Below are 16,421 nucleotides of genomic sequence, written 5' to 3'. Positions count from 1 at the left end.
AGCATCGATGGTTTCGATGAGGGGAAAAGAATGGTTGCCTGAACTGACGCCTTCGCGGGCGACCCTCGCTCCTACAGGGGAACGCGATCAACTGTAGGAGCGAGGCTTGCCCGCGAATAGGCCCGTCCAGGCGCTACATCACTAAGAGACCGCCGGCTGACTATGCGGAAACAGCAAATCCACAAACCGCTCGGCCGTCGGCTGCGGTTCATGGTTGGCCAGTCCGGCGCGCTCGTTGGCTTCGATAAATACGTACTCTGGCTGATCCGCCGCCGGCACCATCAGGTCGAGCCCGACCATCGGAATATCCAGCGCCCGCGCCGCGCGCACGGCGGCGTCTGTCAAGGTCGGATGCAGGATCGCCGTGACGTCTTCAAGAATGCCGCCGGTATGAAGATTCGCCGTACGCCGTACGAACAGATGCTCGCCGGCCGGCAGAATGCTCTCGTAGTCGTAACCCGCCGCCTGCAAGGTGCGTTCGGTCTCATGGTCCAGCGGGATTTTGCTTTCACCGCTGGTGGCGGCCTGACGGCGGCGACTCTGGGCTTCGATCAGTGCACCGATGGAATGCTGACCATCGCCCACCACTTCCGCCGGCCGGCGAATCGCCGCAGCGACCACCTCGAAACCGATCACCACGATCCGTAAATCCAGGCCTTCGTGGAAGCTTTCCAGCAGCACGCGACTGTCGAACTGACGGGCTGACTCGATGGCTTGTTGAACCTCTTCGATGGTCCGCAAATCCACCGCCACGCCTTGGCCCTGTTCGCCATCCAGCGGTTTGACCACCACCCGTTCGTGCTCATCGAGAAACGCCAGATTGTCATCGGCATTCCCCGCCAATTGCTGTGACGGCAGGTACAGCCCGGCGGCCTTGAGCACTTTGTGCGTCAGGCTTTTGTCCTGGCACAGGCTCATGCTGATGGCGCTGGTCAGGTCGCTGAGGGATTCGCGGCAACGCACCCGACGCCCGCCATGGCTGAGGGTAAACATCCCGGCATCGGCGTCATCGACCTGCACATCGATACCGCGACGGTGCGCTTCCTCGACGATGATCCGCGCATACGGGTTGAACTCGGCTTCCGGGCCCGGGCCCAGAAACAACGGCTGATTGATGCAATTCTTGCGCTTGATGGCGAAGGTCGACAGGTTGCGAAAGCCAAGCTTGGCGTAAAGACTCTTCGCCTGCCGATTGTCGTGCAGCACCGACAAGTCGAGGTAACTCAGCCCGCGACTCATGAAGTGCTCGATCAAATGCCGCACCAGCACTTCACCGACACCGGGCCGCGAGCATTGCGGATCGACCGCCAGGCACCACAGGCTGCTGCCGTTTTCCGGATCGTTGAACGCCTTGTGGTGATTGAGGCCCATGACGCTGCCGATGATGGCGCCGCTGTCCTCGTCTTCGGCCAGCCAATACACCGGGCCGCCCTCATGACGCGGGGTCAACAGACTCGCGTCGATCGGCAGCATGCCGCGCAAGTGATACAGCTGATTGATCGCCTGCCAGTCCGACTCGCTCTGCGCGCGGCGGATACGAAAGCCACGAAACACCCGGGTCGACTGGCGATAATCGCTGAACCACAGGCGCAAGGTGTCGGACGGATCGAGAAACAGCTGCGCCGGTTCCAGCCCCAACACCTGCTGGGGCGCGGCGACGTAAAGGGCGATGTCGCGTTCGCCGGGTTGTTCGTTGAGCAATTCCTGAGCGAGGCTCGCTGCATCGGGAAAGGTGTGGCCGATCAGTAACCGGCCCCAACCGCAATGCACCGCAATCGGCGCCGCGCCCAGTTCGCTGCCATCTTCGGCAAGGCGCGCTTGCAGGCGCTCGTAAGAGGGCGCCTGACCGCGCAACAAGCGTTGGCTATAAGCCGTGGCGTGAGGTTTCATGGATCAGATTCCTTGTTCACTGAGCCACAGGTTCAGCGCCGCCAGTTGCCACAGCTTGGAGCCGCGCAACGGGGTCAGTTGACCTTGCGGATCGGTCAGCAGGCGATCGAGCATGGCCGGGTTGAACAGGCCGCGATCCTGACTCGGATCAAGCAGCAGTTCACGTACCCAGCTCAGCGTATCGCCCTGCAAATGCTTGAGACCCGGGACCGGGAAGTAGCCTTTTTTGCGGTCGATCACTTCACTCGGAATCACCAGCCGCGCCGCTTCTTTCAAGACCTGTTTACCGCCGTCCGGCAGTTTGAATTTGCCCGGCACCCGCGCCGACAATTCCACCAGGCGATAGTCGAGAAACGGTGTACGCGCTTCCAGGCCCCAGGCCATGGTCATGTTGTCGACGCGTTTGACCGGGTCATCGACCAGCATCACCGTGCTGTCCAGGCGCAGGGCCTTGTCGACGGCGGCATCGGCGCCGGGTTGTGCGAAATGTTCCTTCACGAAGTCGCCGGCCGCGTCATTCGCGGTCAGCCATTTCGGCTGCACCGTGGCGGCATAGTCCTCGTAGCTGCGGTCGAAGAAGGCATCTCGATACGCCGCATACGGATCGCTGGCGCCATCCACTTGCGGGTACCAGTGATAACCGGCAAACAGCTCATCCGCACCTTGGCCGCTTTGCACCACTTTGCAATGCTTGGCCACTTCTCGCGACAGCAGATAGAAAGCGATGCAGTCGTGACTGACCATCGGCTCGCTCATGGCGCGGAACGCGGCCGGCAGTTGCTCGATGATCTCTTTTTCGTCGATGCGCAGTTGGTGGTGCTGGGTGCCGTAGTGCTTGGCGATCAGGTCTGAATACTGGAACTCGTCGCCACGCTCGCCGCCGGCATCCTGGAAACCGATGGAAAAGGTCGAGAGGTTTTCCACACCGACTTCGCGCAACAGCCCGACCAGCATGCTCGAATCGACACCACCGGACAGCAGCACGCCGACGTCGACCGCAGCACGTTGGCGAATCGCCACAGCGTCACGGGTGCTGTCGAGGACGCGGTCGCGCCAGTCTTCGAGTGTCAGATTCATCTCATCGGCATGTGGGCCGTAGGGCAGGGTCCACCAGGTTTTCTGCTCGGTGCTGCCGTCCGCTTCGATGCGCATCCAGGTCGCTGGCGGCAGTTTTTCGATACCCGCCAGCAAGGTGCGCGGTGCGGGGACCACGGCGTGGAAATTCAAATAGTGATTGAGCGCCACCGGATCGAGGATCGGGTTGATGTCGCCGCCCTTGAGCAACGCCGGCAGCGACGAGGCAAAGCGCAGGCGCTGGCCGGTGCGCGACAGGTACAGCGGCTTGACGCCGAGACGGTCGCGGGCGATGAACAGGCGTTTGGCGTCGCGTTCCCAAATAGCAAAGGCGAACATGCCGTTGAGTTTCGGCAACAGCGCTTCGCCCCAGGCGTGATAGCCCTTGAGCAGCACTTCGGTGTCGCCGCCGGAATAGAAGGCGTAACCGAGGCTTTCCAGCTCGGTACGCAATTCCGGGAAGTTGTAGATCGCGCCGTTGAAGGCCAGGGACAAGCCCAATTGGTTGTCGATCATCGGCTGCGCCGAGCCGTCCGACAGGTCCATGATTTTCAGGCGACGATGGCCCAGGGCAATCGGCCCCTGGCTGTGAAAACCCCAGGCATCAGGGCCGCGAGGCGCCAGGTGATGGGTGATTCGTTCAACGGCCGCGAGGTCCGCAGGTTGATGATCAAAGCGTAACTCGCCAGCTAATCCGCACATATAGTCCTTACCGGTTTTTCCGTTGGGGAGGGTCAATCAGTACCGACCAAAAACGGCGGGTACTCAGAAACTGACCCGGCTCAATCCCCGGAGTTTTAGACCGATAAGTTATAAGGCGCGGGGTCAGACTTTTCCGCGGACCAGTTGCCGCACCGCAAATCGATTGGGATGACAGGCCTCGGCAACCGACTTGGGCAGCGGCAGCGGTTCATTATCCAGCCAGGCCGCCAGCAGCTCTCCCGACAGCGGGGCGGTGATCAGGCCGCGAGAACCATGCCCGCTGTTCACGTAAAAACCGTCAAGCCAAGGGCAAGGAATGTCGGGGACTTGTCGAGCGTCTTTGCCCAGCACGGCATAGGCGTCGGCGAAGGCCGCTTGCTCAGCCAGCGGGCCGACGATCGGCAAGTAATCCGGGCTGGTGCAACGAAAAGCGGCGCGTCCTTCAAGGTGTTGCGGGTCCAGGTCATGAGCGTGCAGGCGTGCTTCCAGGTCCGTGGATATTTCCTCAAGTAACGCCAGGTTGCCGAGGTGTTCGGCGACGGTCGGGGTCAGGTCATCGCTCTTGAAATCGAAGCTGGCGCCGAGGGTGTGTTCGCCCAGACGCGCCGGCGCGACATAACCTTCGGCACACACCACCGTCGCCAGCGCCTGGCTTTGCGGGGTTTGCGCCAGTCGGGTAATTTGCCCACGAATGCGTTTGAGCGGCAGCTCGGCGCTTTGCGCAAAACGCTTGATCTCGGCCGCACCGGCCAGAATCACTACCGGCGCACTGGCCAGCAGCACGTCACCGTCCCACGCTTGCCACTGGTCATCGACCTTGCGTAGCTCAAGCACTTCACGGTGCGGCAGCCACTGAATATTCGTCGAGGACGCCTGCCAGTGGCACAACGCTGGTGGATGAACCCAGCCACCTTCCGGGTAAAACAGGCCGCCGTGTTCCAGGGCAATGCCGGCCTGCGCCTGAGCCTGAGGCTGATCGAGACTGTGCACCAGCTCTGGAGAGAACGCGGCCGCCAATTGCGCCTGACGTTCGGCTTCCTTGGCATTGAACGCCAGTTGCAGCACGCCACAATCATCCCAATCGACGCCGCGTTGCAGGTGTTCGAGCACACGTCGGGTGTAGCCGAAGCCACTGACGATCAATTGCGACAGCGCCGTGCCATGCGCCGAAAGCTTGAGGTACAGAACGCCCTGAGGATTGCCCGAAGCTTCCTGCGCCAAGGCATCGTGACGCTCCAGCAGACTCACTTGCCAACCCCGCGCGGCCAGGCTCGCCGCGCTGGCGCAACCGGCCAGGCCAGCACCGATCACCAGCGCATGACGTTCACCCGTTAGCGGCTGCGGACGGGCAAACCACGGTTTCGTCGCGGTGGGCGCTGCCGCTTCTTCGGGCCAGCCGAGGAACACGCCGCGCAGGATTTCCCATTTGTGGCCGATGCCCGGCGTGCGCTTCATCTTGAAGCCCGCCGCATTCAGCAGACGGCGCACCCAACCGGTGCTGGTGAAGGTGCTGATGGTCGAGTTGGGCGCGGCCAGACGTGCCAGCTCGGCAAACAGTTCGGCGGTCCACATGTCGGGGTTTTTCGCCGGGGCGAAACCGTCGAGAAACCAGGCGTCGATCTGCGCATCCAGCTGTGGCAACTGCTCCAGCGCATCGCCAATCAACAGGGTCAAGGTGACACGACCGTTGTCCAGCACCAGGCGCTGGAAGCCCTGATGAATCGCCACGTATTGCGCCAACAGTTGATCGGCAAACGGTTTGAGTTCCGGCCACAAGGCCAGCGCCCGCTGCAGGTCGGGCTGGCTCAGCGGGTACTTTTCGACGCTGACAAAATGCAACCGCGCACCGGCCACCGCGTGCTGTTCGAACAGCTGCCAGGCACACAAAAAATTCAACCCGGTGCCGAAACCGGTCTCGCCAATCACCAGTCGACCACCGACCGGCAATGCGGCGAAGCGCGCCTGCAAATTGTTTTGCTCAAGGAACACGTAGCGGGTTTCTTCCAGGCCCGACTTGTCCGAAAAATACACATCGTCGAACACCCGCGAGCGCGGTAGACCTTGGTCATCCCAGTCAAGCTGGGCGTGGGGCAATACAGGTTTCATGGCAGGCTCGGCAACGACAAGGCGGCCATTCTAGCCGATCGCCAACGGCGGCGAGTCCATACATAGCAGCTGCCGAACGCAGCCTTCGGCAGCTGCTACAAAAAGCGATCGTGCGACAAAGGAGGGATTTCTCCCACGGACAAAGGGTCAATCCGCTAGTCTTGCTCAATTCTGGAAGGAGCCGTCCCATGTTCGAATCTGCCGAAATCGGTCACGCCATCGACAAAGAAACTTACGACGCCGAAGTGCCGATCCTGCGTGAAGCCTTGCTGGACGCTCAGTTCGAACTGCAACAGCAAGGCCGTTTTCCGGTGATCGTCCTGATCAACGGCATCGAAGGCGCCGGTAAGGGCGAGACGGTCAAGTTGCTCAACGAGTGGATGGACCCGCGCCTAATCGAGGTCCGCACGTTCGATCAGCAAACCGATGAAGAGCTGGCGCGGCCACCGGCGTGGCGCTACTGGCGGATGCTCCCGGCCAAGGGCCGCATGGGGATTTTCTTCGGCAACTGGTACAGCCAGATGTTGCAGGGCCGGGTCCATGGCTTGTTCAAGGACGCGGTGCTCGATCAGGCGATCAACCAGGCCGAGCGTCTGGAACAAATGCTCTGCGACGAAGGCGCGCTGATCTTCAAGTTCTGGTTCCACCTCTCCAAGAAGCAAATGAAAGCGCGCCTCAAGGCGCTGGCGGATGACCCGTTGCACAGCTGGCGCATCAGCCCGCTGGACTGGCAACAATCGCAGACCTACGACAAGTTCGTGAAGTACGGTGAACGCGTGTTGCGCCGCACCAGTCGCGACTATGCGCCCTGGCATGTGATTGAAGGCGTTGACGCTCATTACCGCAGCCTGGCGGTGGGCAAAATCCTCCTCGAAGGCCTGCAAAATGCCCTCAAGCGTCCCGAGGTTCATCCGGACAAGGTCAATGCCGCGCCGCTGCCCATTCATGTCGATCAGTTGAACCTGCTCGACAGCCTGGATTTGACCCAGAGCCTGGAAAAGGACGATTACGAAGAACAGTTGATTACCGAGCAGGCGCGATTCTCCGGCCTGATGCGCGACAAACGCATGCGTCGGCACGCTTTGGTGGCGGTGTTCGAAGGCAATGATGCGGCCGGCAAGGGCGGGGCGATTCGGCGGGCCGCGGCAGCCCTCGATCCGCGTCAATACAGCATCGTGCCAATCGCCGCGCCGACCGAAGAAGAACGGGCGCAACCCTATCTGTGGCGGTTCTGGCGACACATCCCGGCCAAGGGCAAGTTCACCGTGTTTGATCGTTCGTGGTATGGCCGGGTGCTGGTGGAGCGCGTCGAAAACTTCTGCCCGCCGGCAGACTGGCTGCGGGCCTACAGTGAAATCAACGATTTTGAAGAACAGCTCGTCGAGTCGGGCATGATTGTCGTCAAGTTCTGGCTGGCCATCGACAAGCAGACGCAACTGGAACGTTTCCAGGCCCGGGAAGAGATTCCCTTCAAGCGTTTCAAAATCACCGAAGACGACTGGCGCAACCGCGATAAATGGGATGAGTACCGCGCGGCGGTCGGCGACATGGTCGATCGCACCAGCACCGAGATAGCGCCCTGGACCCTGGTGGAAGCCAATGACAAGCGCTGGGCGCGGGTCAAGGTCCTGCGCACCATCAACCATGCGCTGGAAGAAGCCTTCGAAAAGTCCGACAAACACGACAGGAAGGCAAAGCGGCACACGAAGTGATCCGATGGTTACGCATACGCGGGGTGAATGATTGTCGCGGTCGGTTATGAGGTGGACTTATGCTCGGTCCACTCTCAACCGACAACAATGAGGTATGCCATGCGTGAAGTGGTGATCGTCGACAGCGTGCGGACCGGCCTGGCCAAATCCTTTCGCGGCAAATTCAACCAGACCCGTCCGGACGACATGGCGGCGCACTGCGTCAACGCGTTGTTGGCGCGCACGGGCATCGACCCGGCCAGCGTCGAGGATTGCATCGTCGGCGCCGGCTCCAACGAAGGCGCCCAGGGTTTCAACATCGGTCGCAACGTCGCGGTGCTCTCGGGCCTTGGCATCGGCACCGCTGGCATGACCCTCAACCGTTTTTGCTCCTCGGGCTTGCAGGCGATCGCCATCGCCGCCAACCAGATTGCCTCGGGTTGCAGCGACATCATCGTCGCCGGTGGCGTCGAGTCCATCAGCCTGACCATGAAAAGCGTCAACACCGACAACCTGATCAACCCGCTGCTGAAAGAGCAGGTGCCAGGCATCTACTTCCCGATGGGCCAGACGGCCGAAATCGTCGCGCGGCGTTACAACGTCAGCCGTGAAGAACAGGATGTGTACGCCCTGCAAAGCCAGCAACGCACCGCCCAGGCTCAGGCGGCCGGCCTGTTCGACGATGAAATCGTGCCGATGGCGGTGAAGTATCGGGTCGAAGACAAGGCCACCGGTCAGGTGCAGATCCTCGACGGCATCGTCGATCGCGACGACTGCAACCGCCCGGACACCACGCTGGAAAGCCTGGCGGGTTTGAAACCAGTGTTTGCCGAAGACGGGTCGGTCACGGCTGGCAACTCTTCGCAATTGTCTGACGGTGCTTCCATGACTCTGGTGATGAGCCTGGAAAAAGCCCTGGAACTGGGGTTGAAGCCGAAAGCGTTCTTCCGCGGTTTTGCGGTGGCCGGGTGCCAACCGGATGAAATGGGCATCGGCCCGGTGTTTTCGGTGCCGAAGTTGCTTAAGGCCAAAGGCCTGCGCATTGCCGATATCGACCTGTGGGAGCTCAACGAAGCGTTCGCCTCGCAGTGCCTGTACAGCCGCAACCGGCTGGAGATCGATAACGACCAGTACAACGTCAATGGTGGCTCGATCTCCATTGGCCACCCGTTCGGGATGACCGGTTCGCGTCAGGTCGGGCATATCGTGCGGGAGTTGCAGCGACGTAACTTGCGTTATGGCGTGGTGACCATGTGTGTCGGGGGCGGGATGGGTGCGACCGGGTTGTTTGAGGCGGTGCGATAGATCCGAAAGATTGGTTGGCTGATCCACCGCCTTCGCGAGCAAGCCCGCTCCCACATTCGACCGAGATCTAATAGAGGAATGCGGTTGAATGTGGGAGCGGGCTTGCTCGCGAAGGCAGCGATGCGGTCTACAGGCTCATCCGCAACAGCAGCATCCGCTCGATGTAGGCTTCAATCTCCCGCGCAGCCTTCTCCGGACTTTCAAACGGCCCTTCCAGGGTGTTTTCCCGAGTGCTGAAGTACAACTCCCCATTCACACGACACATCCGGTCACTGCGAAAGTGTGTGGCGGGGGCGTTGTCCTGGGCGCGCATGCCGTACATGGCAATCTCCTGAAGGCTGTTCCGGTGGGTGGATCCAATGAGCTTATGCATGAACCGCTTACAACGCCTGGCCAACCGATCGACGGCATGTCGCCAATTAAACGTTGCGACCTGCACAGTTTCATTCACGGCGAACGGCCAACTGTCCCTGTGTGCTGAAGGGCTCTGAGCCTAGAATGACGGTTTTCGCTTCTGGGCTTTGGGGTTTGCATGCACATTTCATCGGGTCGCTGGGTTTACGGTCTGTTCCTGGCCTTGTTGACCGCGTTGTTGTGGGGAATCCTGCCGATCAAACTCAAGCAAGTGCTGCTGGTGATGGACCCGGTGACAGTGACCTGGTTTCGCCTGATCGTGTCCGGCAGTTGCCTGTTCATTTACCTGGCGGCGACCAAGCGCCTGCCGAGCCGCAAAGTCCTTGGCCCGCGCGGTGGCTGGCTGGTGTTGATGGCGGTGCTCGGGCTGGTGGGCAATTACGTGCTGTATTTGATGGGCCTGAACCTGCTCAGCCCCGGCACTGCGCAACTGGTGGTACAGATGGGCCCGATCATGCTGCTGATCGCCAGCCTGTTTGTGTTCAAGGAGCGGTTCAGCGTGGGGCAGGGGATTGGCCTGCTGGTGTTGCTGATCGGCTTCGCGCTGTTTTTCAATCAGCGCTTGAGTGAATTGCTCACCTCGCTGACCGATTACACCGCTGGCGTGCTGATGGTGCTGCTGGCTTCAACGGTCTGGACGTTCTATGCGCTGGGGCAGAAGCAATTGCTGACGGTGTGGAATTCGTTGCAGGTGATGATGGTGATCTACCTGTTCTGCGCGCTGTTGCTGACCCCATGGGTGCATCCGCTGGAAGCATTGCAACTGAGCCCGCTGCAAGGCTGGCTGCTGCTGGCTTGCTGCATGAACACGTTGATCGCCTATGGCGCGTTTGCCGAAGCGTTGGCTCACTGGGAAGCTTCGCGGGTGAGTGCGACGCTGGCGATCACGCCGCTGGTGACGTTTGCCGCGGTGGCCATCGCGGCGTGGTTGTGGCCGGACTATGTACATGCCGAAACGATCAATGGTCTGGGGTATGGCGGGGCGGTGCTGGTGGTCGTGGGGTCGGCGCTGGTGGCGTTGGGGCCTTCGTTGATTGCCGGGCTTCGGGCCCGGCGGATCAGAATGGCGATTGGTCGTTAGACCGCGTTATCGTTCTTCGCGAGCAAGCCCGCTCCCACATTTAACCGTGTTCTGTCAGAAGAATGCGGTCGAAAGTGGGAGCGGGCTTGCCCGCGAAGACTGACTGTCCGGCGCTATGGAACTCAGCCCTTGGCACCCGCTTCAAGCATATTCTCCGGCCTGACCCAGGCATCAAACTCTTCATCGGTCAGGTACCCCAGCTGCAACGCCGCCTCACGCAAGGTCAGCCCTTCGCTGTACGCCTTCTTGGCAATCTCCGCCGATTTGTCATAACCGATGTGTGGATTGAGTGCCGTTACCAGCATCAACCCACGTTCCAGATGTTCAGCCATTTTCGCCGCGTCCGGCTCCAGGCCGGCGATGCAATGCTGCTGGAAGTTGCTGCAGCCATCGCCCAGCAGGCGGATCGATTGCAGCAGGTTGTGGATGATCACCGGCTTGAACACGTTCAGCTGCAAGTGCCCCTGACTCGCGGCGAAACCGATCGCCACGTCGTTGCCCATGACCTGGCAAGCGAGCATCGACAAGGCTTCGCACTGGGTCGGGTTGACCTTGCCGGGCATGATCGAACTGCCCGGTTCGTTGGCCGGCAGCTTCACTTCAGCTAAACCGGCGCGTGGCCCGGAGCCCAGCAGGCGCAGGTCGTTGGCTATTTTCATCAGTGTTACGGCAAGGGTTTTCAGCGCACCGGACAGCGTGGTCAGCGGCTCATGGCCGGCGAGCGCGGCGAATTTGTTCGGTGCGGTGACGAACGGCAAACCGGAGAGCGCCGCCAGTTCGGCCGCAATCGCTTCGCCAAAACCGTGGGGTGAGTTCAGCCCGGTGCCGACGGCGGTGCCGCCCTGGGCCAGTTCACACACCGCCGGCAGCGCGCTGCGGATCGCCCGTTCGGCGTAATCCAGTTGCGCGATGAACGCCGAAATTTCCTGGCCAAACGTTATCGGCGTCGCATCCATCATGTGTGTGCGGCCGGTCTTGACCAGTTTCATGTGCCGTGCAGACAACTCCGCCAATCCACCCGACAGTTCGTTGATCGCCGGCAGCAAATGCTGTTGCACGGCCTGCGCCGCAGCGATGTGCATGGCGGTGGGGAAGCAGTCGTTGGAGCTCTGGGAGCGATTGACGTGGTCGTTGGGGTGCACAGGCGTCTTGCCGCCACGCGGATTGCCGGCCAGTTCGTTGGCTCGGCCGGCGATCACTTCGTTGACGTTCATGTTGCTCTGGGTGCCGCTGCCGGTCTGCCAGACCACCAGCGGGAACTGGTCGTCGTGGCTGCCGTCGAGCACTTCGTCGGCGGCTTGTTCGATCAGCCGGGCGATGTCGGCGGGCAGGTCGCCATTGCGGTCGTTGACCCGCGCGGCGGCTTTCTTGATCAGCGCCAGGGCGTGCAGCACGGCCAGCGGCATTTTTTCGTTGCCGATGGCGAAGTTGATCAGCGAGCGTTGCGTCTGAGCGCCCCAGTAGGCCTCATCCGGGACTTCCACCTGGCCAAGGCTGTCGGTTTCGATACGGCTCATCATGCACACTCCTGTAGGTCTGATAGCGCAGTTTAGGCCGTGATCGTCGGCCGTGGTTCCATCAGTCTGGTTTTTGACCATTCAACCCCTCTAAATCAAGCCCGACAAGGCTTGGGGTTGAGTGACACACTTTTTTAGGTGCAGAATGGTCGCCCTTGGGGTAATGACCTCGCCTGCTAGAAAAGGAAACTCGATGACTCGTCTTCGTGCCATCTGTACCGCGGTTGCACTGGTTTGCGCCAGCGGCCCTGTTTTTGCCGATACCGCCAGCCACAACGCCAGTGCCGAAGCTTTCCTGACTCTGGCGCACGCTGACAAACTGGGCACTCCGGTGTACATGCAAGTGCAGCAAATGTTCGCTCAGCGCTTTGAACAGACCAAAGCCCCCGAGTCGAAAAAAGCCCTCCTGGAAACCTACCAGGCCAAAGCCAACGCCGCTCTGGACCAAGCCATCGGCTGGAACAAGCTGAAGCCGGACATGGTCAAGCTCTACACCACCAACTTCAGTGAGTCCGAGCTCAAGGACCTGGTCGCGTTCTACAAGTCGCCACTGGGCAAGAAAGTCCTGGAAAAAATGCCGCAGCTGACCCAGCAATCGGCCCAGATGACCCAAGCCAAGCTGGAAAGCGCCGTGCCTGTGGTCAACAAACTGCTGGCTGACATGACCGCTGAGCTGGAGCCTAAAGGCGCCGCTCCTGCCAAGAAAAAGCCTTAAGCGGAGTTCGGTATGACCATGCAACAACGCATCGAATCGACTCTTGGCCTGTTGCAGCCCGAGCATCTGCAAGTGCTGGATGAAAGCCACATGCACAGCCGTGGGTTGCAGACCCATTTCAAGGCCGTGGTGGTCAGCCAGCAGTTCGAAGGGCTCAACCGCGTCAAGCGTCACCAGAAAGTCTATGGCACGCTCGGCGAGCTGATGGGCGAATTCCATGCGTTGGCGCTGCATACCTACACGCCGGAAGAATGGGCACAGATCGACGCGGCTCCGGCCTCGCCGACCTGTGCTGGCGGCAGCAAACACTGAAATCACCACCGGTAGGAGCACGGCTTGCCGGCGAAGGCGTCCTTGAAATCGCCTTCGCCGGCAAGCCGTGCTCCTACAGGGAAGGTTATTTTTGTTAGACTGCACAACGCGCCGCTTACCCGGCGCGTTTTTTTTCGCATCCGGTTCACCCTTTACGAGGGTAGCCACCTGGAGAAACACCCATGACACAACAGATTGTCGTGGCGGCACTGTATAAGTTCGTCACCCTGGAAGATTACGTCGCCCTGCGCGAGCCTCTGCTGCAAGCCATGGTCGACAACGGCATCAAAGGCACGCTGCTGATCGCTGAAGAAGGCATCAACGGCACCGTGTCCGGCACCCGCGAAGGCATCGACGGGCTGATGGCCTGGCTCAAGAACGACCCACGCATGGACGACATCGACCACAAAGAGTCGTACTGCGACGAGCAGCCGTTCTATCGCACCAAGGTCAAACTGAAGAAAGAAATCGTCACCCTCGGCGTTGAAGGCGTGGACCCGAACAAGAAGGTCGGCACCTACGTCGATCCAGAGAACTGGAATGCGTTGATCAGCGATCCAGAGGTGCTGTTGATCGACACCCGCAACGACTATGAAGTCTCGATCGGCACCTTCGAAGGCGCCATCGACCCGAAGACCACCAGTTTTCGCGAATTCCCCGATTACATCAAAGCCAACTTCGACCCGGCCGTGCACAAGAAAGTCGCGATGTTCTGCACCGGCGGCATTCGCTGCGAAAAGGCGTCGAGCTACATGCTCAGCCAGGGCTTCGATGAGGTCTATCACCTCAAGGGCGGCATTCTGAAGTACCTCGAAGAGGTGCCGCAGGCAGAGACCAAATGGCAGGGCGACTGCTTTGTGTTCGATAACCGTGTGACCGTTCGCCATGACCTGAGCGAAGGCGACTACGATCAATGTCATGCCTGTCGTACACCGGTCAGCGTTGAAGACCGCGCATCCGAGCACTATGTGGCTGGCATCAGTTGCCCCCATTGCTGGGATAAGCTGAGCGAGAAAACCCGTCGCAGCGCCATCGACCGGCAAAAGCAGATCGAATTGGCCAAGGCTCGCAACCTGCCTCACCCGATCGGCTACAACTACAAGCAAACACCTTCCGAGGCTTGAACCATGTCTGCGCGCCGCCTGCTCTATGTGATGGACCCGATGTGTTCCTGGTGCTGGGGCTTTGCGCCAGTGGCCAATGCGCTGGTCAAGCAGGCGCAGGCAGCGGGGGTGGATGTGCACCTGGTGGTGGGCGGTTTGCGCACCGGCAGTGGTTCGGCGCTGGAACCGACCACCCGACGCTATATCCTTGAACACTGGCAGGCGGTCACCGAGGCCACCGGCCAGCCGTTCAAGCGTGAAGGCGCGTTGCCTGATGGTTTTGTCTACGACACCGAGCCTGCCTGTCGGGCACTGGTGACGGCGCGCAGCCTGGCGCCGGATTGCGCGTGGAAACTGCTCGGGCTGATTCAGCACGCGTTTTACGCCGAAGGCCGCGATGTCACCCACGCGAGTGTGCTGGTGGAACTGGCGGAGCAGGCCGGTCTGCCGCGCATCGAGTTCGCCGCAGCGTTCGACCGTGCCGACATGCACGCCGCAACGGCTGCCGATTTCACCTGGGTCCAGGACCTGGGCATTGCCGGTTTCCCTACTTTGCTCGCAGAGCGTGCTGGTCAATTGGCGCTGTTGACCAATGGTTATCAACCTCTGAACGTACTGTCACCGCTGCTCGGCCGTTGGCTGGAGCGCGCTGCCTGTGCATGATCTGCCCGACAACGCCGCAACCGCTCCACGTGTCGATCGTCTGAGCTGGGCGGAAATCCGTCGACTGGCCCTTCATCACAAGAAAGCCCTGTGGATCGCCAACGGCGTGGCCGTGCTGGCGACCCTGTGCAGCGTGCCGATCCCCTTGCTGCTGCCGTTGCTGGTGGATGAAGTCCTGTTGGGGCACGGTGATACCGCGCTGAAGATCATGAACCACGCGCTGCCTGATGGTTGGCAGAAAGCGGCGGGCTACATCGGCCTGATGCTGCTGGTGACCTTGACCCTGCGTTGCGCGGCCTTGCTGTTCAACGTGGTGCAGGCGCGGTTGTTCGCGGCGCTGGCCAAGGACATCGTGTACCGCATTCGCGTACGCCTGATCGAACGGCTCAAGCGCATCTCGCTGGGTGAATACGAAAGCCTGGGCAGCGGCACGGTGACCACGCACCTGGTGACCGACCTCGACACCCTGGACAAATTCGTCGGCGAAACCCTCAGCCGCTTCCTGGTGGCGATGCTGACGCTGGTCGGCACCGCCGGCATTCTGGTGTGGATGCATTGGCAACTGGCGCTGTTGATCCTGCTGTTCAACCCGCTGGTGATCTACGCCACGGTGTTGTTGGGCAAACGGGTCAAACACCTGAAGAAACTCGAGAACGACAGCACCTCGCGCTTCACCCAGGCGCTGACTGAAACCCTCGATGCCATTCAGGAAGTACGCGCCGGCAACCGCCAGGGTTTTTTCCTCGGGCGCCTCGGCCAGCGTGCCCGGGAAGTACGCGATTACGCGGTGAACTCCCAGTGGAAAACCGATGCATCGAACCGTGCCAGCGGTTTGCTGTTCCAGTTCGGCATCGATATTTTTCGCGCGGCGGCCATGCTCACCGTGCTGTTTTCCGACCTGTCCATCGGCCAGATGCTCGCGGTGTTCAGCTACCTGTGGTTCATGATCGGTCCGGTGGAGCAGCTGCTGAATCTGCAGTACGCCTTCTACGCTGCCGGTGGTGCGCTATCGCGGATCAACGAGTTGCTCGCCCGTGCCGATGAGCCGGAGTATCCGGGTGGTGTCGACCCGTTCAACGGTCGCGAGACCGTGGGTATCGAAGTCCAGGGCTTGAGTTTCGGTTACGGCGACGAGCTGGTGTTGAACCAGATGGACCTGTCCATCGCCCCCGGCGAAAAAGTGGCCATCGTCGGCGCCAGCGGTGGCGGCAAAAGCACGCTGGTGCAATTGCTGCTGGGCTTGTACACGCCGTTGGCCGGGACCATCCGCTTCGGCGGTTCGACCCAGCAAGAGATCGGCCTGGAAACCGTGCGGGAAAATGTCGCCGTGGTTTTGCAACATCCGGCGCTGTTCAACGACACCGTGCGGGCCAACCTGACCATGGGCCGCGAACGCAGCGACGAGGCCTGCTGGCAGGCACTGGAAATTGCCCAGCTGCACACCACGGTCCGCGAGTTGCCCAATGGCCTGGACAGTATCGTCGGACGTTCCGGCGTGCGCTTGTCCGGCGGGCAGCGTCAACGCCTGGCGATTGCGCGAATGGTCCTGGCCGAACCGAAAGTGGTGATTCTCGACGAAGCCACGTCGGCACTGGACGCGGCCACCGAATACAACCTGCACCAGGCGCTGGCGCGTTTCCTGAGCAACCGCACCACGCTGATCATTGCCCATCGCCTGTCCGCGGTGAAACAGGCTGACCGTGTCCTGGTGTTCGACGGCGGGCAGATTGCCGAGGATGGCGACCACCAGCAACTGATTGCCGAGGGTGGTTTATACGCCAAGCTGTATGGGCATTTGCAGCAGTTGTAGCCATCCGGGCCGCATCACGCCGGCCGGGCAAGGTTTGC

General features: G+C 61.0%; 13 protein-coding genes. 8 read left to right on the top strand and 5 right to left on the bottom strand.

From position 1 onward, the window contains the following. Nucleotides 1-141 precede the first annotated feature (141 nt). The 3 genes from ngg to mnmC all read right to left on the bottom strand — a co-directional run bounded on the left by ngg (nucleotide 142) and on the right by mnmC (nucleotide 5,772). Nucleotides 142-1,890, bottom strand: coding sequence for an N-acetylglutaminylglutamine synthetase (gene ngg, locus ACA057_RS23485; RefSeq protein ID WP_497342758.1), 1,749 nt, complete (start codon nucleotides 1,888-1,890; stop codon nucleotides 142-144). Between the two features lie 3 nt (nucleotides 1,891-1,893). After that, nucleotides 1,894-3,666: an N-acetylglutaminylglutamine amidotransferase gene (locus ACA057_RS23480; RefSeq protein ID WP_497342756.1), complete on the bottom strand. Its 1,773-nt coding sequence runs from the start codon at nucleotides 3,664-3,666 to the stop codon at nucleotides 1,894-1,896. Nucleotides 3,667-3,789: 123 nt separating this feature from the next. After that, a complete protein-coding gene (gene mnmC / locus ACA057_RS23475) occupies nucleotides 3,790-5,772 on the bottom strand; it encodes a bifunctional tRNA (5-methylaminomethyl-2-thiouridine)(34)-methyltransferase MnmC2/FAD-dependent 5-carboxymethylaminomethyl-2-thiouridine(34) oxidoreductase MnmC1 (RefSeq protein WP_497342754.1) in 1,983 nt (660 codons plus the stop codon). 188 nt (nucleotides 5,773-5,960) lie between these two features. Between mnmC and pap the strand changes: the two genes are divergently transcribed. Both pap and ACA057_RS23465 read left to right on the top strand, forming a co-directional pair. Further along, on the top strand, nucleotides 5,961-7,484 hold the full coding sequence (gene pap / locus ACA057_RS23470) for a polyphosphate:AMP phosphotransferase (RefSeq protein WP_497342752.1): 1,524 nt from the start codon (nucleotides 5,961-5,963) through the stop codon (nucleotides 7,482-7,484). Between the two features lie 99 nt (nucleotides 7,485-7,583). Further along, nucleotides 7,584-8,768, top strand: a complete 1,185-nt coding sequence (locus tag ACA057_RS23465; RefSeq protein WP_497342750.1) for a thiolase family protein — start codon at nucleotides 7,584-7,586, stop codon at nucleotides 8,766-8,768. A 127-nt stretch (nucleotides 8,769-8,895) separates the two neighbouring features. Here ACA057_RS23465 and ACA057_RS23460 read toward each other — a convergent pair whose 3' ends face one another. Next, nucleotides 8,896-9,090: a DUF6316 family protein gene (locus tag ACA057_RS23460; protein WP_497342748.1), complete on the bottom strand. Its 195-nt coding sequence runs from the start codon at nucleotides 9,088-9,090 to the stop codon at nucleotides 8,896-8,898. Between the two features lie 210 nt (nucleotides 9,091-9,300). On the opposite strand from ACA057_RS23460, the gene ACA057_RS23455 reads away from it, so the two are divergent. After that, nucleotides 9,301-10,263 carry a DMT family transporter gene (locus ACA057_RS23455; protein ID WP_497342746.1) on the top strand — a complete coding sequence of 321 codons (963 nt, stop codon included), beginning with the start codon at nucleotides 9,301-9,303 and terminating at the stop codon, nucleotides 10,261-10,263. Between the two features lie 122 nt (nucleotides 10,264-10,385). Here the strand turns inward: ACA057_RS23455 and ACA057_RS23450 are convergent, their stop codons facing one another. Continuing rightward, a complete protein-coding gene (locus ACA057_RS23450) occupies nucleotides 10,386-11,780 on the bottom strand; it encodes a class II fumarate hydratase (RefSeq protein ID WP_497342744.1) in 1,395 nt (464 codons plus the stop codon). Nucleotides 11,781-11,973: 193 nt separating this feature from the next. Between ACA057_RS23450 and ACA057_RS23445 the strand changes: the two genes are divergently transcribed. The 5 genes from ACA057_RS23445 (at nucleotide 11,974) to ACA057_RS23425 (ending at nucleotide 16,383) form a co-directional block, all read left to right on the top strand. Continuing rightward, entirely contained in the window at nucleotides 11,974-12,495 is a 522-nt protein-coding gene (locus ACA057_RS23445) for a DUF2059 domain-containing protein (protein WP_064676461.1), read from the top strand. Between the two features lie 12 nt (nucleotides 12,496-12,507). Then, nucleotides 12,508-12,807 carry a BolA family protein gene (locus ACA057_RS23440; RefSeq protein ID WP_052964137.1) on the top strand — a complete coding sequence of 100 codons (300 nt, stop codon included), beginning with the start codon at nucleotides 12,508-12,510 and terminating at the stop codon, nucleotides 12,805-12,807. Between the two features lie 182 nt (nucleotides 12,808-12,989). After that, nucleotides 12,990-13,931 carry an oxygen-dependent tRNA uridine(34) hydroxylase TrhO gene (gene trhO / locus ACA057_RS23435; protein ID WP_497342742.1) on the top strand — a complete coding sequence of 314 codons (942 nt, stop codon included), beginning with the start codon at nucleotides 12,990-12,992 and terminating at the stop codon, nucleotides 13,929-13,931. A gap of 39 nt (nucleotides 13,932-13,970) precedes the next feature. Then, nucleotides 13,971-14,573, top strand: coding sequence for a DsbA family protein (locus ACA057_RS23430; RefSeq protein ID WP_497350003.1), 603 nt, complete (start codon nucleotides 13,971-13,973; stop codon nucleotides 14,571-14,573). Then, nucleotides 14,566-16,383 carry an ABC transporter ATP-binding protein gene (locus ACA057_RS23425; protein WP_497342740.1) on the top strand — a complete coding sequence of 606 codons (1,818 nt, stop codon included), beginning with the start codon at nucleotides 14,566-14,568 and terminating at the stop codon, nucleotides 16,381-16,383. The genes ACA057_RS23430 and ACA057_RS23425 overlap by 8 nt, the downstream gene beginning before the upstream one ends. Nucleotides 16,384-16,421: the final 38 nt, after the last annotated feature.

This window comes from Pseudomonas sp. LBUM1661, from assembly GCF_059695925.1.
This window is presented reverse-complemented; position numbering and strand designations above follow the sequence as displayed.